The organism is Paenibacillus sp. PK3_47, from assembly GCF_023520895.1.
Lineage (GTDB): Bacteria > Bacillota > Bacilli > Paenibacillales > Paenibacillaceae > Paenibacillus_AQ.
The window spans coordinates 1,514,310-1,530,623 of sequence record NZ_CP026029.1 but is presented as its reverse complement, the minus strand read 5'-3'; the positions used below and the strand labels follow the sequence as shown (position 1 = coordinate 1,530,623).

Sequence of the window (16,314 nt, the reverse complement as noted above, 5' to 3'; positions counted from 1 at the left end):
AATATAAAAAATCCCGCTCTTCCTTAACGGAAGAGACGGGACGGTTATAGAACGGGATTAGAATACTTGAACGACTTCTTCAACGCCTTCTACTTCTTCAACAAGGGCGCGTTCGATCCCGGCTTTCAGCGTGATCGTGGAGCTCGGGCAACTGCCGCAGGCACCCATAAGCTTCAACTTGACAATGCCGTCTTCAACATCGATCAGTTCCACGTCACCGCCATCGCGCTGCAGGAACGGACGAAGTTTATCGAGCACTTCAAGTACCTCATCGTACATCGTGGTGCTTTGTGCATTCTCACTCATTTCTCAATCACTCCTTTCGTAAGTTCATTATAGTACAAAAAGTTAAAAAATAAAATGGTTAGGACAGAATAGGGAGAACAACATGCGACCAATTATTGAATTTTGTGCCAGCAACATCGGACACGGCACGGAACAGCTCAAAAATAAGCTGGAACAAAACCCGGATTACGACGTCGTTGAATATGGCTGTCTGAACAACTGCGGTGAATGCTACCTGCAGCCGTTCGTCATGGTCGACGGTGAGATTATTACAGCCGATACCCCCGAAGAACTGGAAGCAGCGGTCGAAGCCGCGATTAAGGAGCAGGAGGCTTGGGCCAATCTGGAAATCGATTAGCCCGCTGCGCTGCTCAAGCGTTCCTACCCGAAATGACGTTTGGACATCCAGAGTACGCCGCTCTTGAGCAGGCGTGGAACACGCCCCATGACAGAACGCCGGCCCATAAGTCCGAATCCGGCGTTTTTGCCGAGCGATCCCAGCGTCCCTTTCAGCTTGATCGCATGCAGCTTCGGCGTTTCATCACGCCATAATGCATGAAGAATATGGGCTACCTGCTCGCCCTGCGCTCCTGCAGCTTGTGCGCTGGGCGCAAACGGCAGGCTGGCGCAGTCCCCGATCACATAGACCTCGGGATAATCCGGTACATTATAATATTGTCCCAGAATGACCCGGCCGCCGCGGTCTTTCGGCAGCTCCAGCTGCTGAACGACCTGCACAGGCTGGATTCCCGCCGTCCATACCGTTACATCGGCAGGAATAGCTTCCGTGCCGTTATACACGGCATCCTTCTCTACATGGGAGACAGAGATGCGGCTGAGTGTCTCCACATGATGCTCGCTGAACCATTCTTCGACATACCGGGACAGCTTCGCCGGAAAAGCAGACAGTACCCGTTCCCCGCGGTCGAGAATCGATATGTTCAGGTCCGGACGGCTCTCCCGCAGTTCGGCAGCCATTTCCACTCCGCTTAGACCCCCGCCCACGATATTGACACTTCCATAAGGCTTCACGTCGTTCAGGCGGCGGTAGGTTTCACGCGTAGCAGAAAAAGTCTGGATACTGCAGCTGTGTTCTTCGGCTCCCGGTATGCCGTGATAATTATCCGTACATCCTAATGCAATCGCCAAAATATCATAAGAAACCGGCTCTCCGCTGTCCATGAATACAATTCTGCTCTCTAAATCAATAGAGCCCACTTCTCCGTAACGGACGGTCAGCCGCGGATGTACCGGAAACTGGATGCGCAGATGATAATCGGTTACAGTACCTGCGGCCAGCGCATAGTACTCTGTTTTGATTCCCTGGTAAGGCATGCGATCAATTAAAACGATCTCTACATCATGGGGGAGATGGTTCTTGAGCAATTCCTGAATTAGAGCGAGGCCGCCATAGCCGCCTCCTAGTACAAGCAGTGTTCTCATATGACCAATCTTCCTTTCGAGTACAGCTCAATGATATGATTCACATTCTTAACGGTCCGACTGCACCAGTTACTCGTATACCTTGATTTCGTTATAGAAGGTATCGCGTTCCACCGGAATTTTGCCGGCGCCCTTGACGAGCCAGATCAGCTCTTCACGTGTCAGCCCTTCCGGTGTTAATGCGCCTGCCGCATGGCTGATCCGTTCTTTAAGAATTGTGCCATGGACATCGGATGCCCCGAAGCTGAGGGCGACCTGGGTCAGCTGTGCACCTATATTAATGAAGTAAGCCTTAATATGGTCGAAATTGTCCAGCATTAATCGGCTGACCGCAATGGTTTTGAGATCCTCATAAGCGGAGTTGCGGCGCATAATTCCGGCATTTTTGTTCTTCGGCTGCATCGACAGCGGGATGAATACCATAAAGCCGCCTGTTTCATCCTGCAGTTCGCGGATCTGCAGCATATGACGGATACGGTCCTCGCGGGATTCGATCGATCCGTACAGCATGGTGGTGTGTGTCTTCATCCCCAGCTGGTGCGCAACCCGGTGAACTTCGAGATATTCCTCCACGTTGGCTTTGTCGACACGCATTTTTTTGCGGTACTGGTCGGACAGAATTTCTGCCCCGCCTCCGGTCAGTGACTGGAGTCCTGCAGCACGCAGTGCTTCCAGCACTTCACGGATGCTCAAGCCGCTGATCCGGGTGAAGAAATCAATCTCAGCCGCAGTGTAGGCCTTCAGAGTCACTTCCGGGAACCGTTCGTTCAAGGCTTTTAATGAATCAACATAATACTGGAAGGGAACCTTATCATTATGGCCGCCGACAATATGGAACTCGCGCACACCCGGATGAATATGCTGTTCAACATACTGCACCATCTCCGGACCGGAAAGGGTATATGCGCCTTCTTCCCCGTCATCCTTGCGGAAATTGCAGAATGCGCAGCGGGATTCGCAGACATTGGTGAAATACAGGCTCATATTCTCGATAAAATACACCTTGTTTCCATTCTTGCGCTGGTTCACTTCATTGGCCAGCTGTCCGATCGTGAGCAAATCGTTGCTCTCATACAGGTAGACACCGTCTTCCAGATTCAATCGTTCTCCGCCGCGAACCTTCTCGATGATGTTCGCCATTCTGGCATCTGTGTGAGGCGTAATAAGAGTAGACATATGATATCCTCCTGAAGCGGTTGGCGGTGTGCGTACACCCGCTTATAACTTTACCGCAATGATATAAATGCAGCTGTCCAGCATAAAAAATAGAGGCGGTACGGCCTCCGTGACAAATTTCTGAATTTTACTGCTTTCGCTTTATTATAAACCTCTCTCCAAAGGTGAGCAACATCCATACAGGCGGGAGGATATGCCCAGTCTGCATATCTCCTATTGCAGTACAGTTATGACTTGAGGGTGAAGGCATAGTGGAGTATACTTGATTTTATATAGAACATTACTTTTGGCCGGAAGGCTGCTATAGCACTACCATTTTAAGGAGGTTAAGCACATGATTACAATCAGTGAAACAGCGGCAGGACAATTAAAAGCGATGCTGGCTGAACAGGAAGTGCCGAATATGTTCCTGCGCCTTGGTGTGACAGCCGGGGGCTGCAGCGGATTCTCATATGCAATGGGCTTTGACGATAACGAATCTGATCAAGATGTATATATGGATGTAGAGGGCCTCAAGGTCGTTGTCACCAAAGACGATATCCGCTACCTTAACGGCCTGGAGATCGACTTCGAGGAATCCGGCATGACCGGAGGCTTCACCATCCACAACCCGAACGCAACGGTTACCTGCGGCTGCGGATCTTCGTTCCGTACGAAGGAAGAAGCGGGGAATCCGAGCGCGGAGCCTTGCTAAAACTTAATCAGTGAACTGCAAATTGCATTTTGAACCTCTTGAATGGTGTACATTCTGGAGGTTTTTTTGCTAAGAGGAATTTGGTGCATGAAGGAAGGGAGTTTAACCATGTTATTTGAAACAGAGCGGCTGCTGATCCGGGAGTTTGTGCCTGAAGATTTCCCCGCTGTTCACAGCTATGCATCAGATCCGGCTGTAGCGGAGCATATGATTTGGGGACCGAATTCGGAAGAAGAAACGAAAAGCTACAATAATTATGTTATAGACATGCAGCAGAAGATCCCGCGTGAAGGCTTCGAGTTCGCCGTAGTTTTGCGGGCCGGCGGTGTGCTGATCGGCGGCTGCGGAATACATATTTCACCTCCCCGCCAGGGGGAGATCGGGTATTGTTTTCACCGGGAATATTGGGGGAAGGGGTTTGCGGCTGAGGCGGCTGCCAGGCTGATTGCCTTCGGATTCGAAGATCTGGGCCTGCACAGAATCTACGCGACCTGCCGGCCGGGGAATAAAGCCTCTGCCAGAGTCATGCAAAAAGCCGGAATGACCTTTGAGGGCCATCTCAGAGAGCATAAGTGGCATAAGGGAAAATGGCATGACTCCTGCCAGTATTCGATACTTGAGCAAGAGTATAAAAAGGATTTCAGCGAATGAAGCTGTCTATCTGCACAAGCCGGGTGCCGCTTTTTTCATAGAGTATAGTAGCATCTCTGCGAAGGCATCCGGCAGTCAGGCTGCGAGTATGAACTTATAGTTGATCATGAAGACAACCAGGGCGGCGGCTCCCAGGGAAAAGGCGATACAGCTCGCGCCGAGGACTCTGCGGCGGTCTTTGATGAATTTGAACCCCAGTGCGCACACCAGAATCGTGGTGCCGGCTAGAACAACAGACATTCCAATCATAGCGACCCAATACAGAACCTCGAATAACTGTGCCATGTCCAGACCTCCTTTTGCAGATATAATACAATGAATTTTAAGCTTTTTCCAGCGGTTTCCGGGAAGCGCCGGTCAATAGGATTTTATCAGGACATAAGGCCCGGAGCCATATGCCCTTTTTTGCTGTGAACGCATTCTTACACGGACAATCATACAAGAGGGCAGAACCTTTTCTGAGTAATCTATAGGGTAGTAGGCTGGGATTGCGAAAGGAGAGGGAGGCAAATGGCGGGAAGACAACTGGCCAGCAAATGGCTGAAAACCGAGGCGCTGCTTAGCGATGCACGGATTGCCGGTTACATTCCGAGAACGATGGAGTACAGTGCTGCCGGATTGCTCAAAATGCTGAAAAGATACGGGAATGTAGTGATCAAACCGGTTGTCGGCGGCGGGGGTTACGGGGTCATCAAGGTGTTCCGGGACCAGCGGGGATACGGCTTTACTTATATGGACAGAACACGGGTATACAGCAGTTTTCCGGCAATGAGGCGGTCGCTTGAACGGGCAAAGGTCAGACGGAAATATTTAATCCAGCAGGGGATTTCACTGGCGCGCATTAACGGACGCCCCATAGATTACCGTGTAAAAGTAGTCAAGAACGGTCCGCGCTGGGAGTTCCGCTCAATGGTGGGACGGCTGGCCCGCCCCGGCTTGTTCGTAACGAATTTGTGCAAAGGGGGAACGATTCTCAGCTGCCGCCAAGGGCTTAGAGGATCTCTTCCATCTGTTAAAACATCTGCCAAAAAAGCGGAGATGCGCCGTCTGACTATAACATGCATAGAACTGATGGAGCGGCGTTTTCCGGGCATCGGTGAGCTTGGTTTTGATTATGCTGTGGACCAGGCGGGAAGGATTTGGATACTGGAAGTGAATACGAGACCAAAATAAATTAATTAATCTTTAAAGAATTGACGATAAATATATTAATGCGCTAGAATAGCGTTTAGTTATGCCAGAATTGAGGTAAATAATGTTAATATGTGTGAACGTTTGAAAAATTTTTTTCACTGAATTTTGGCGGTCCGGCCCTGTGTATAACTATTATCCCCACACTCCACTGCGGAATTTAGCCACTCAGAGCCCTTACTCACATTTTGTGCACAGGATTTCCACAGCAGCTTGTGGATACTAAGAACGCTTGTTCGATTAATGATAGTTTGATATGATAGATTCAGATCCAAATAAAGGAAAGGTAGGTGAACGTTATGGTTGAATTGTCGGATGAGATGCTGCTTGACTCTTACCATAGAGCAATTGAGCTGCAACTGGAGCATGATTTCATCGCTCTGCTCCTCGCTGAAATTCGCAAACGGAACTTACACTCTCCAGAACATGCGGTTCTTCATTAAAGAACAGAGATTACATTCGCAGCAGCTGCTTACCTTGAAACCGCAAGCGGCACACAAATAGGGTATCCTCCGGGTTGATGTGAATCAACTGAAGGATACCCTTTTATTATGCTTAAGTATGGGTGTTTAAGCTTTAGAGCTTGAGGTTACTGCTATGTCCCGGTGACAGCTTGGCATCAGGGTCAATATACACCTTGGCGTTGTTCACAGCGGTAGGCGCTTCCCCGAATCCGACAGCGATCAGCTTCAGCTTGCCCGGATAAGTGGTAATATCGCCGGCGGCGAAAATTCCCGGAATACTTGTTTCCATACGTGAATCCACGACAATGGAATTGCTCTCAATCTCAATGCCCCACTGTGCAATTGGTCCAAGCGAGGACACGAAGCCGAAATTGACGATGACACTGTCCACTTCGATCTCCTGGGTTTCTTTGGTTTTGATATGCGACAGGGTTACCTTGGTAATGAATTCTTCCCCGTGCAGTTCGGTAATCTCCGTAGGGGTAATCACATTTACCTTGGAAGCCATCAGCTTCTCTACACTGTGCTCATGTGCGCGGAACTTATCGCGGCGGTGAATCAGTGTTACCTGCTCTGCGATCGGCTCCAGCATCAGCGCCCAATCCACTGCAGAGTCGCCTCCGCCGCTGATCAGCACTTTTTTGTCCTTGAAGGCATTGAGATCATTTACAAAGTAATGCAGGTTCGCCTTCTCAAACCGCGGTGCTTCAGGCAGCTCCAGACGGCGTGGTTCAAAGGCGCCTACGCCTGCAGTAATAATTACCGCTTTACTGTGGTACTCCGCTTTATCGGTAGTCACGACGAAATGGCGTTCATCCCGCTTCTCAACGGATACAACCTTCTCTTCCAGCCGGATATCAGACTGGAACAGGTCCATTTGCCGGGAGAGGTTATCCACCAGCTCCTGTGCGGTCACTTTGGGGAATCCGGCTACGTCGTAGATATATTTTTCAGGATAAAGAGCAGCGAGCTGCCCCCCCAGCTGGGGCATACTTTCAATAAGTGTTACCGATGCCTGGCGCATCCCGCCATAAAAAGCGGCGAACATGCCGGCCGGCCCTCCACCTATAATAAGCAGATCGCTCATAGGTACGGATTGCTCTAGTGTCACGTATTATTACACCTCCGAGTTGATATATTCAATTTGCCATACTTGTGTATACCTACTCATTATAAACATAGTAAGAGCGACCTGCAAAGGCTTTGAGCAGGCCGAAAAATGTGACATTTTGTTGTATGATTATATTTGATTAATACGATACTAAGGTTTACAATGGATATGATTATTTTAGTAATCCTTTAAGTTTAATTGGAAATTCTTCTGAATTTAAGTGTATAAATTCACAAAAGAACATGAACTTTTTGACAAAAAATAACACATAGACAGATTTACCTGTTGGAAGGAGCCGGAACATGAGCAGTATTCCCAAAATTGTTATCCTAGGCGCGGGATATGGAGGTATTTTGACCGCCCAGCGGCTGCAGAAAGCTTTGAACTATAATGAAGCGGATGTAACGCTGGTTAACCGCCATGAGTACCACTATTTCACCACACACCTGCATATGCCCGCTGCGGGAACAGACAGCATTGAACATACACGCGTCTCTATTTCCAAGCTGATTGATGAATTCAAGATTGATCTTGTGAAATCTTCCGTGCAGGAAATCCGTACCCAACAGAAAAAAGTAATCCTTGAAGACGGTACATTATCTTATGATTATCTTGTAATTGCACTGGGCGGCGAGCCGGAAACCTTCGGCATTCCGGGACTTGATAAATACGCGCTTACCATCCGCAGCATTAATTCCGTCCGTCTGATCCGTGAACATATTGAATATCAATTTGCCAAATACAAGAATGAGAACAGCGCGCAGGAGCATATCAATTTCGTCGTCGGCGGCGCGGGCTTCAGCGGCATTGAGTTCGTAGCCGAGCTGGCTGACCGCATTCCGGCCCTGTGCAAAGAATATGATGTGGATCCGGGTATGGTTAATATCTACAATATTGAAGCTGCACCTACAGCACTGCCGGGCTTTGCTCCCGAGCTGGTAGAGCATGCCATGACCGTGCTCTCCAAGAAGGGTGTAACCTTCAAGATGGGAGTGGCGATCAAGGAGTGCCTGCCGGGCGGTGTTATTCTGGCGACAGGGGAAGAGATCAAGGCTTCCACGATTGTCTGGACCGGCGGAATCCGGGGCAACCGTCTGATTGAAGCGGCAGGCTTTGAAGCTATGCGCGGACGTGTGAAGGTGGATGATTATTTGCATGCTCCTGGACATGAGAATATCTTCATTATCGGTGACGGGTCCCTGATGATTAATCCGGAGGGCCGTCCTTATCCGCCGACAGCCCAGATTGCCATGCAGCAGGGCGAATGCTGTGCGCATAATCTTGTAGCTGCGATCCGCGGCCAGCAGCCGAAGAAATTTGCCTTCAGCAACAAAGGTACTGTCGCTTCACTCGGTAAAGGACAAGGCATTGCCGTTGTCGGTGACAAGACCTACAAAGGCTGGACGGCAGCCCAGCTCAAGAAGCTCGTGGATATGCGCTACCTGTTCATCATCGGCGGCATATCGCTTGTACTCAAAAAAGGAAGATTCCTTTAAGATGCGCCACTGCAGTGTACAAGTTCGCGGACTGCTGACACGTGAAGAGCTGGACCGGTACAACGGGTTGATCGAGGTAGGCTCCTACCTGGAGGATCAGAACAAATACGATCTGGCTTACATAATCCAAAAGGAAATTGATGTGCTCATTCTCCCGGCGATTGAACGCCTGAAGGATAAGAGCCGGGCCCGTGACCGGGCCACGGCGGAATATCTGGAAAGCCTGCGGACAATCGATATGGATGATGATGAGGAAGATGAGGATGAACGTAACGGCTCCACAGTGTGAGCCGGTTAATGGAATATACAAAAGGGTGTGTCTTCTGTTCAACAGAGGACACACCCTTTTTTGACAATCAGCGTAAGCTCGTAAGGAAAGCCCCGCTTGGGGGGTTATTACAATTTAAGCATTTCTTCAAAGGTCTCCGGAGTCAGCAGATTGCCGACATAGAAAGGACCGAATTCGCCGTAACGGGCGCTGACTTCATCAAAACGCATTTCATAGACCAGCTTCTTGAACTGCAGCGCATCTTCAGCGAACAGGGTTACGCCCCATTCCCAATCGTCAAAGCCGACGGAACCGGTAATGATCTGCTTCACCTTGCCGGCATAGCCGCGGCCGATCAGCCCGTGGGAATACATCAGCTCCCGCCGTTTCTCCATATCGAGCATGTACCAGTTGTCGGCAAGCTCGCGCTTCTTGTTCATCGGGTAGAAGCAGATATGCTTGGCTTGCGGCAAAACCGGCTTGAGCCGTGCTGCTACATGCGGATTCTGCATCGGATCGCTGCCGTCTCCCGCGCTGCCGCCCGCAGCGTAATTGCTGAGCTCAACAATACTTACATAAGAGTAGGCTTTGGTCGTATATTGGGCAAACGCGATTTTGTTAAAGGCAGTTTCAAGTGCATTCAGTGCTTCCAGGCTTTCGCGCAGGAACATCATCACGAAATCAGCCTTCTGGCCGACGATAGCGTATACTGCCGAGCTTCCTTGCTTGGCTTCCTCCACCGGTCCCCATTCCTGCATAAAAGCATGCAATTCCTCCAGGGCTACAGCACGTTCCTCGTCATCGGCAGCCGTCCAGGCTGTCCAGTTCAGCGAGCGGAAGTCATGCAGGGCATACCAGCCTTCCAGCGTCAAAGCGGCTTCGTTCATGTTCTCACTCCTTAAAGTTTTACTTGCATCGGAATCCTGCGCTTAGTTGCACGAAGCGTGGGCTCCGTCAGAAATAAACCGCGTAAAATCTGTATCGCAAACATATGCTTATATGTAACGATCGTGTGATCTATTTGCATTGTATCGCAAGGTGATGGGAGAGAGCAAACGCACACCCCCTGTTTTCACGGAGAAAGCCTTTTCGTAACAATAAAGTTCATTGCTTCGTTACAATTTTTCTAGTAAACTTACTATTAATTAAGGCTTGGTGTGCGGTTCTTTATAGAGAGAGGGGATGGCAGTTTCATGGGATTTATTCCTGTGTTTGTCTTGGCCGTTTTGTTCTTCGTGATGATGTTCGGCATCGGTTTTATCCTCAATATGTTGATGAAGACCACCTGGTTTCCTGCCTACCTGTTTGTAATTGTCATTCTGCCTGTTGTGGTCTATTCGATCTGGGACCGGAGCGCCATGACGCTGTGGCAGCATCTGACGACCTTTCATCTGGTGGATTATCTTACCGGTATCGCCGGGCTGGCGGGCGCTGTGCTCAGCGGCTGGACCATCCAGAAGCTGCGGCTGGGCGGCTACAAAATGTTTTGATTACATGCGTTTTAGATATAAGAAACGGCTGCTTTCCTTGCATAATGAGGACAAAGCCGTTTTTTTTCTTTTTGGACAGCTATCGCCAGCAAGTGCTAAGATGGGGCCTGTTTTGCGGCGAAAAGCGCCTTATTTGGTTCTTTTTTTACATTTCCGGCGTGGTGTTTTGTGATAGAATAGAAATCTATATGAATTCGTATAAAAGAGGGGGAAGTATCCGCAGATGCGCATGAGCAACCTGCATCATTTCACCGAACATCACCGGTACTGTGTTTCCCGCGAATTCGGTTTGAGTAGTGTAGACAGCCGTATGCTCAGCTCCGTATACCAGCCGATGGTCGGGGCTTTTGCTATCAGTTTGTACAGGCTGCTGTTCGAGCATATTCCGGCCGAGGCCATCGGCTACTCCGATGTGGAGCAGCAGCGCAGGCTGTTTATGACACTGGGAGTGGAACCGAATGAGAAGGGCCGTAAATATTTAGTGGATCAGGCTTCCCGGCTTGAGGCGGTGGGACTGCTCCAGACCTGCCGGATCTATGCTGCGGAATCCGATGATTATATGTATGAGTACGAACTGCTGCCGCCGCTTTCGCCGGCTGATTTTTTTGCAACCCAGCATTTGACGCTGCTGCTGCGTGACAAGATCGGCAAATTCGCCGTGCTGTCGCTGCGCGAGCAGTTCTGGAACCGGGAACCGGAGGAATGGAGCCGCCAGTCGATCGGCAAAGAGAATATTTCACTGCCCTTTTATGATATCTTTCAATTAAATACACATGTTATAGATTATGAGCTGGAGCAGGCATTGGCCGAAGTGGCGACTGTCCGTCAGCCGGGTATGCACGAGAAAAGTGAGCCGGCTATCGGCTACAGTGACATTATCCTGCGTTTTCCGCGGGAATCGGTCAACCGGATGCATGTCGAGAAGCTGCGCTTTGATCATGCCCAGATGGGCATAATTAATTATGTAGCGCATAAGTACGAGCTGAGTCCGCAGGATTTATGCCGCCTGCTTGATGAGGACGGGGTATTCACGCCGGATGGCGAGGTGATTCTGGACGCGCTGCAGTATAAGGCCAGCCAGCATTTCCGCCAGGATATGAAGCGCCAGGAGAAGCGGGAGATTGCCGCAGCCAAAGTCGTAGCCCTGCGCTCTGCCGCCAGCGGAGAAGATGAAGCCATTGCTCCGCCGGAGCAATCCGTCGAGATGGAATATTATGTGGAGGTTCCGCCGCAGTTCCTCAGCAAATGCGATATACACCAATATAATATGATGCTGCGGAACGAGCCTTATACACGGCTGCTCCAGACTTTTTTTCCGGGAGCTGTTCCGGGTCAGCTGATGGATATCTTCGAGAAAATCGATCTGAACTATAAATTAAGCGGTGAAGTCATCAATGTGCTGATTCACTATCTGATGACCATGGTGGCCTCCGGCGGCGAACAGCGGATGAACCGCAATTTCGTTGAGGCGATTGCCTCCAACATGCTTGTGAAGCAGGTGAACACGTACGAGAAGGCGGTACGTTATATCCGGGACCAGTCCAAGGTCAAAGGCAAAGGGTCGGGTGCAGCGCCAGCGTCCGGTACGCGCCAGCGTTCCTATGCCAAGAGCGGCGGACGGTCACCCAAGCCGGAAATTCCGATGGTGGCGGATGACGGCAGTGCCGGAACCGTATCGGAAGAGGAATTCGCGGCGATGATGAAGAAGGCGGCCGAGATTAAGGCCAGCAAGAAAAAAGGCGTATCCAAAACGCCATAAGAAAGTGAGGTGCAGCAATGGAATCTATGGGCGATGTGCTGCGTTCGATGAACAATTCCGCTCTGCGCCAGCGTTCCCGTGATCTTGAGCACAATCTGCTGAATCATCCGCTGGTCAAGCAGCTGCAGGCGGAGCATCCCGAGCTGGATGAGTCGCGGCTGAAGATTAACTTGAGCCGGCTGTATCAATATACTGAGGAGGCCCGCAACTGTGCGAACTGCCCCGGCCTTGAACGGTGTCCCAATGATTTTCAGGGACACTACAGCAAGCTGACAGTCGAAACGGTTAATGGCTTTCCGGATCTGTATGAACGCAAGACAGCCTGCGGTCTCAAAGTGGCCCAGGACAACCAGGACAGCATCCGCAAACGGATCCGCAGTTTTTATGTGGATGAACGCGTGCTGAACGGCGGTTATGACGAGATGGATATTATGGGCAAGGACCCGCGCCGGGCCTCAGCCGTAAATAAAATATTTGATTACATCACAGGAGTTAAGGACGAGGGTCTGACTTCCCAGGGGATCTATCTGCACGGCACCTTCGGAACAGGCAAAACCTTTCTGATGTGCTATCTGCTCCACGAGCTGGCGGTGGCCGGTTACAGCGGCGTGATCGTCTATATGCCTGATTTTATTGAGGATCTGAAATCCATTATGATGGACGGCCAGAAGCTGAAGGAGACTGTCGATACTCTAAAGAACTGTGATCTGCTGATTTTTGATGATATCGGGGCGGAGAATTTGAATCCGTGGGCGCGTGATCATGTGCTGGGGGCAATCCTCAACTACCGCATGAACCGCAAGCCTACCTTCTATACCTCCAATTATCCGCTGGACGGGCTGGAGAAGCACTTGAGCTTTACCAGTAAAGACGGCGAAGAGGCCTATAAGGGACAGCGGCTGATGGACCGGATTGCCCCGTTCGTGGAAGTGATCCCTCTGCATGGGGAGAATCAGCGCGGCAGGGGGAAATAGATAATATACGTAAACAGCGATGCCGGGATATCAATCCACAGCATCGCTGTTTGTTTTTTAACCAGGCTGTAAACTGTTGTTATACGGAGGCTTTGGATATCTGCTGCTCCCGCAGCTGCTGCCCTTTATAGAAGAAAGGATAGGCGATAAAGGTAAGCAGCATGAGGATGCTGAATATCAGGGGGCCTTGGTCAAAGCCCAGATGCTGGAGCAGCATACCGCCTATCCAGGTGCTCAGGCTCTGTCCGATAAAGGCAAATCCGCTTGCCCCGTAATAAGAGCCCCTCAGGTGTGCCGGTGCAATCTCTCCGATCAGCACATCGCCTATGACAAAGCAGAGAATTTCACCCACCGTAAACACTACCATCGAAAAGCCGAGCAGGAACAAATGGTCAAACGTCCCGAGTCCGAGCAGGCCGAGCCCGAAAAATATACATCCGGCCTTTAAGGCAAGCATGGACGAGAACCGCTTCATCAGCTTCGCCAGCGGATATTGCAGCAGGATGACTGAAAGTGTATTGATGACAAACAGATACGAATACACGCCGATCCGGTCATGGCCGATATACTGGGACAAGGTCGTATCCAAATGGGAATAAGCTCCGAACACGAAGATATTTCCGATCAGAAAGTAAAGGAACACCCTGTCGGTAAAAATGATGGTCACCATTTGCCTTACCGGAACTGCATCCGCATTCTGCCCGGACTGAAGTTTGTATCTGAAGCTGAAGCCGGTCAGAAGAACCGCGTACAGGGCGTAGATAGCGGCACTTAGCATAAAGGGCAGCATGGACGAAGTGCCCCCAATACCGAGCTGCAGCCCAATTAAAGGACCGATGGCTCCGCCGACATTAATTGCAAAATATCTGGCGTTGAACACGTCTGTACGGCGTTCAGCAGGGGTTACATCCGCAAGTAATGCCCGTGCAGTAGGTTCAAACAGACTGCGGAACAGGCCGTTCAAGCCGCTTAGTATGAAAAATGCCGGGGTGGCATTTGCAAAAGCGAAGCCGGCAAAAACCAGACTCCACAAGCCCATGGAGACAATCATCACCGGATAACGCCCGAGACGGTCGGATACTGCACCTCCTATAAAGCTTCCCCAGGTACCTGCGAACAGGCTTACCGCCAATATGGCACCGATCGTTGCCGGGTCCATTCCCTTAACTTTACCCAGGTAAATGCCAAGGAATGGAATGGTCATAAAAAAGCCGGTGCGTGATAAAAAGGTACCCAAGATTACACCCCAGGCAACCGGATGAAAGTCCGCTGCCTTCAAATTCATTTTTAACTTCATCTTGCTCATCCTTTGCTGTCAGGTTTCCGGGCCGATTCTTTGTGGGAATATCCCGCTTTGCTTAAGTATAGCTATCTAAAAGGTGACGAAAAGGGTACAATGTTACCCAACTACTTCACCTTTTACGGGTTTGAAAAGAGGTCCTATATGCTGACTGCCACACTGCATTTTTTAGAGCTTCGCCGTTACTTTGCCGACCATGAGCTGCAGGAGCCTTTCCACACCACTGTCGCTAAACTTACCGAGATCTGGCATTGCACGCCGCGGTATTCAAAGCTGATTATCCGGAAGCTCTGCGGGTTAGGGCTTGTTCAGTGGCAGGCCGGCCAGGGGCGCGGAAATACCTCTTTACTGACCCTGGTGGGCGATTTCGACAATATTCTGCTGCGTGAATCAAAGCTCAGAATGGAAGAGGGAAATGTAACAGAGGCGATGGAGCTGATGAACAGGTTCGGAGGGTATGAAACCAAAGAGCGATTCAGGAACTGGCTCTCTGAACAGATGGGCTTCTCTACGCGGACAGTGCTCAATACCTTGCAGGATACGCTGCAGTTCCCTGTGTACCGCAAAATATTTACGCTGGACCCGGGCCGGGTCTATTATGCTTTTGATTGCCACGTGGCCGGCCAGCTGTTCAATACACTGGTGGAATATAACCAGGAACAACGGAAAGTGGTGCCTTGTATTGCCCACTCCTGGGAATGCAGCGGGGATGCGCGCGAATGGATTTTCCATTTAAGAAAAGGGGTGATGTTTCATCACGGAAGAGAGCTGACTGCGGATGATGTCATCTTTACACTGAACCGTTTCCTTCGTAACCCCGGTGCCTATGAAGCAAGCTGGATGTTTCAGGATATTGAAGGGATAGAGGCTATAGATTCCAGAACTGTACGGATTCGTCTGCAGGAACCGAATTATTTATTTTTGAGATTTCTGTGTACCGTCCAAGCCAGTGTTGTGCCTGAGGATGTAATGCGTAATAAAGGGGCGGAGTTTGAACTCCAGCCGGTAGGTACCGGTTCCTTCCGCATGGTACGGCTGGATGAAGGGATCTGCAGCCTGGAAGCCTTCCAGACCCATTTCCGCGGCAGGCCGCATCTGGACCGTGTGGAGATTCTTATTTTTTCAGGCGTGGAATCGGGTTATTTCGGGGAGCCTGACTGGACGGTGGTTATGTCCTCACACGGGGATACTTCACAAAAACACCGGAAAGTGCTTGGAGACGGCGGCGGTGTATGGCTTGATGTGGAGACGCTGTTCTCCTGCTGCAATCTGCTTGTATTCAATCAGGATAAGAAGGGGGTACATAACCGCCTTTTGTTCCGGCAAGTGCTTGATCACATCATTGACCGTGAGCGCATCATATCCGAGCTGGGGGAAGACCGCATTCATCCGGCATACGGATTCCGCTACCAGGAAGGCGGGCAAGTTAAGGGGGCAGAAAGCAGTCCGAAGCTTGATGATTCACAGCTTATTTCCTTGCTTGCAGCAAGCGGCTACCGCGGTGAAATATTCCGGCTGGCCGTGGGTTCTTTTCACTATGCGGATGCACTCTGGATTCAGAAACAAGCCGAAAGGTACGGGATCAAAGTGGAAGTTGAAGTCATTGACCGTATTGAGGAGGGGGAGGGCGGGTATATGTCTTCACAGCATGATGCCCGATTGTTTGGCAGTGTGCTCGGAAATGATGAAGTAAGCGAGCTTCAGATGTACCTGCAGAAAAACTATCTGTTGTCCGCCTTCGATCAGCCCACATTTGAAGCTGTAAATGATCAAATCAGGCAAATACTCAGGGAAGAGGATGAAGGGAAAAGGCAGCATGGGCTGGCCGCACTCGAACAGATTCTCAGGGATACAACTGCGGTATTATTCCTCGTTCACAAGAAAAGCAATGCATCCCACCATGAATCCGTCCGGGGAGTCTCCATTAACGCCTACGGCTGGCTTGACTTTCATACAATCTGGTTCCATCCCCAGGGTGCACACCGGAAGCTGGTCCATTAATCATTGTGATA

The 16,314-nt window shown here is 50.3% G+C and carries 18 protein-coding genes; 11 read left to right on the top strand and 7 right to left on the bottom strand.

The features are described 5' to 3' along the window. Positions 1-57: 57 nt before the first annotated feature. A complete protein-coding gene (locus C2I18_RS06925) occupies positions 58-306 on the bottom strand; it encodes a NifU family protein (protein WP_249900528.1) in 249 nt (82 codons plus the stop codon). An 82-nt stretch (positions 307-388) separates the two neighbouring features. Here C2I18_RS06925 and C2I18_RS06920 point away from each other — a divergent pair, with 82 nt between their 5' ends. Then, positions 389-643, top strand: a complete 255-nt coding sequence (locus C2I18_RS06920; protein ID WP_249900527.1) for a YuzB family protein — start codon at positions 389-391, stop codon at positions 641-643. Positions 644-666: 23 nt separating this feature from the next. Here the strand turns inward: C2I18_RS06920 and C2I18_RS06915 are convergent, their stop codons facing one another. Next, positions 667-1,728, bottom strand: a complete 1,062-nt coding sequence (locus C2I18_RS06915) for an NAD(P)/FAD-dependent oxidoreductase (protein ID WP_249900526.1) — start codon at positions 1,726-1,728, stop codon at positions 667-669. Between the two features lie 69 nt (positions 1,729-1,797). After that, positions 1,798-2,904 (bottom strand): aminofutalosine synthase MqnE, encoded by a 1,107-nt coding sequence (gene mqnE, locus C2I18_RS06910; RefSeq protein WP_249900525.1) that lies wholly within the window; start codon positions 2,902-2,904, stop codon positions 1,798-1,800. 334 nt (positions 2,905-3,238) lie between these two features. On the opposite strand from mqnE, the gene C2I18_RS06905 reads away from it, so the two are divergent. Next, the gene (locus C2I18_RS06905) at positions 3,239-3,598 is read left to right on the top strand and encodes a HesB/IscA family protein (RefSeq protein WP_249900524.1); all 360 of its coding nucleotides are present in this window, start codon (positions 3,239-3,241) and stop codon (positions 3,596-3,598) included. Positions 3,599-3,706: 108 nt separating this feature from the next. Continuing rightward, the gene (locus C2I18_RS06900; RefSeq protein ID WP_249900523.1) at positions 3,707-4,249 is read left to right on the top strand and encodes a GNAT family N-acetyltransferase; all 543 of its coding nucleotides are present in this window, start codon (positions 3,707-3,709) and stop codon (positions 4,247-4,249) included. 75 nt (positions 4,250-4,324) lie between these two features. Here the strand turns inward: C2I18_RS06900 and C2I18_RS06895 are convergent, their stop codons facing one another. Further along, positions 4,325-4,534, bottom strand: a complete 210-nt coding sequence (locus tag C2I18_RS06895; RefSeq protein ID WP_249900522.1) for a hypothetical protein — start codon at positions 4,532-4,534, stop codon at positions 4,325-4,327. A 225-nt stretch (positions 4,535-4,759) separates the two neighbouring features. Between C2I18_RS06895 and C2I18_RS06890 the strand changes: the two genes are divergently transcribed. Together C2I18_RS06890 and sda are read left to right on the top strand one after the other, a co-directional pair. Next, entirely contained in the window at positions 4,760-5,422 is a 663-nt protein-coding gene (locus C2I18_RS06890) for a YheC/YheD family protein (protein WP_249900521.1), read from the top strand. Between the two features lie 317 nt (positions 5,423-5,739). After that, positions 5,740-5,883, top strand: coding sequence for a sporulation histidine kinase inhibitor Sda (sda, locus tag C2I18_RS06885; protein ID WP_249900520.1), 144 nt, complete (start codon positions 5,740-5,742; stop codon positions 5,881-5,883). Positions 5,884-6,016: 133 nt separating this feature from the next. Here the strand turns inward: sda and C2I18_RS06880 are convergent, their stop codons facing one another. After that, on the bottom strand, positions 6,017-6,991 hold the full coding sequence (locus tag C2I18_RS06880) for an NAD(P)/FAD-dependent oxidoreductase (protein WP_249900519.1): 975 nt from the start codon (positions 6,989-6,991) through the stop codon (positions 6,017-6,019). A gap of 326 nt (positions 6,992-7,317) precedes the next feature. On the opposite strand from C2I18_RS06880, the gene C2I18_RS06875 reads away from it, so the two are divergent. Beyond that, entirely contained in the window at positions 7,318-8,511 is a 1,194-nt protein-coding gene (locus tag C2I18_RS06875; protein ID WP_249900518.1) for an NAD(P)/FAD-dependent oxidoreductase, read from the top strand. Between the two features lies 1 nt (position 8,512). Beyond that, positions 8,513-8,800 (top strand): hypothetical protein, encoded by a 288-nt coding sequence (locus C2I18_RS06870; protein ID WP_249900517.1) that lies wholly within the window; start codon positions 8,513-8,515, stop codon positions 8,798-8,800. Positions 8,801-8,907: 107 nt separating this feature from the next. Here C2I18_RS06870 and hemQ read toward each other — a convergent pair whose 3' ends face one another. Continuing rightward, entirely contained in the window at positions 8,908-9,666 is a 759-nt protein-coding gene (gene hemQ, locus C2I18_RS06865) for a hydrogen peroxide-dependent heme synthase (protein ID WP_249900516.1), read from the bottom strand. Positions 9,667-9,972: 306 nt separating this feature from the next. Here hemQ and C2I18_RS06860 point away from each other — a divergent pair, with 306 nt between their 5' ends. The 3 genes from C2I18_RS06860 to dnaI all read left to right on the top strand — a co-directional run bounded on the left by C2I18_RS06860 (position 9,973) and on the right by dnaI (position 13,002). Further along, entirely contained in the window at positions 9,973-10,269 is a 297-nt protein-coding gene (locus C2I18_RS06860; RefSeq protein WP_249900515.1) for a YuiB family protein, read from the top strand. A gap of 223 nt (positions 10,270-10,492) precedes the next feature. Next, positions 10,493-12,028: a replication initiation and membrane attachment family protein gene (locus C2I18_RS06855; protein ID WP_249900514.1), complete on the top strand. Its 1,536-nt coding sequence runs from the start codon at positions 10,493-10,495 to the stop codon at positions 12,026-12,028. A gap of 17 nt (positions 12,029-12,045) precedes the next feature. Next, a complete protein-coding gene (gene dnaI / locus C2I18_RS06850; protein WP_249900513.1) occupies positions 12,046-13,002 on the top strand; it encodes a primosomal protein DnaI in 957 nt (318 codons plus the stop codon). Positions 13,003-13,081: 79 nt separating this feature from the next. Here the strand turns inward: dnaI and C2I18_RS06845 are convergent, their stop codons facing one another. Next, positions 13,082-14,299, bottom strand: coding sequence for an MDR family MFS transporter (locus C2I18_RS06845; protein WP_249900512.1), 1,218 nt, complete (start codon positions 14,297-14,299; stop codon positions 13,082-13,084). 147 nt (positions 14,300-14,446) lie between these two features. Here C2I18_RS06845 and C2I18_RS06840 point away from each other — a divergent pair, with 147 nt between their 5' ends. Then, a complete protein-coding gene (locus C2I18_RS06840; RefSeq protein ID WP_249900511.1) occupies positions 14,447-16,303 on the top strand; it encodes an ABC transporter substrate-binding protein in 1,857 nt (618 codons plus the stop codon). Positions 16,304-16,314: the final 11 nt, after the last annotated feature.

Bases quoted from the DNA above. Each gene is read 5' to 3' on its own strand.
- C2I18_RS06880 (WP_249900519.1), bottom strand. From the start codon at position 6,991: ATGAGCGATCTGCTTATTATAGGTGGAGGGCCGGCCGGCATGTTCGCC.
- C2I18_RS06875 (WP_249900518.1), top strand. From the start codon at position 7,318: ATGAGCAGTATTCCCAAAATTGTTATCCTAGGCGCGGGATATGGAGGT.
- C2I18_RS06920 (WP_249900527.1), top strand. From the start codon at position 389: ATGCGACCAATTATTGAATTTTGTGCCAGCAACATCGGACACGGCACG.
- C2I18_RS06855 (WP_249900514.1), top strand. From the start codon at position 10,493: ATGCGCATGAGCAACCTGCATCATTTCACCGAACATCACCGGTACTGT.
- C2I18_RS06915 (WP_249900526.1), bottom strand. From the start codon at position 1,728: ATGAGAACACTGCTTGTACTAGGAGGCGGCTATGGCGGCCTCGCTCTA.
- C2I18_RS06870 (WP_249900517.1), top strand. From the start codon at position 8,513: ATGCGCCACTGCAGTGTACAAGTTCGCGGACTGCTGACACGTGAAGAG.
- C2I18_RS06890 (WP_249900521.1), top strand. From the start codon at position 4,760: ATGGCGGGAAGACAACTGGCCAGCAAATGGCTGAAAACCGAGGCGCTG.
- C2I18_RS06845 (WP_249900512.1), bottom strand. From the start codon at position 14,299: ATGAAGTTAAAAATGAATTTGAAGGCAGCGGACTTTCATCCGGTTGCC.
- C2I18_RS06895 (WP_249900522.1), bottom strand. From the start codon at position 4,534: ATGGCACAGTTATTCGAGGTTCTGTATTGGGTCGCTATGATTGGAATG.
- C2I18_RS06860 (WP_249900515.1), top strand. From the start codon at position 9,973: ATGGGATTTATTCCTGTGTTTGTCTTGGCCGTTTTGTTCTTCGTGATG.
- dnaI (WP_249900513.1), top strand. From the start codon at position 12,046: ATGGAATCTATGGGCGATGTGCTGCGTTCGATGAACAATTCCGCTCTG.
- C2I18_RS06840 (WP_249900511.1), top strand. From the start codon at position 14,447: ATGCTGACTGCCACACTGCATTTTTTAGAGCTTCGCCGTTACTTTGCC.
- C2I18_RS06900 (WP_249900523.1), top strand. From the start codon at position 3,707: ATGTTATTTGAAACAGAGCGGCTGCTGATCCGGGAGTTTGTGCCTGAA.
- hemQ (WP_249900516.1), bottom strand. From the start codon at position 9,666: ATGAACGAAGCCGCTTTGACGCTGGAAGGCTGGTATGCCCTGCATGAC.
- C2I18_RS06925 (WP_249900528.1), bottom strand. From the start codon at position 306: ATGAGTGAGAATGCACAAAGCACCACGATGTACGATGAGGTACTTGAA.
- C2I18_RS06905 (WP_249900524.1), top strand. From the start codon at position 3,239: ATGATTACAATCAGTGAAACAGCGGCAGGACAATTAAAAGCGATGCTG.
- mqnE (WP_249900525.1), bottom strand. From the start codon at position 2,904: ATGTCTACTCTTATTACGCCTCACACAGATGCCAGAATGGCGAACATC.
- sda (WP_249900520.1), top strand. From the start codon at position 5,740: ATGGTTGAATTGTCGGATGAGATGCTGCTTGACTCTTACCATAGAGCA.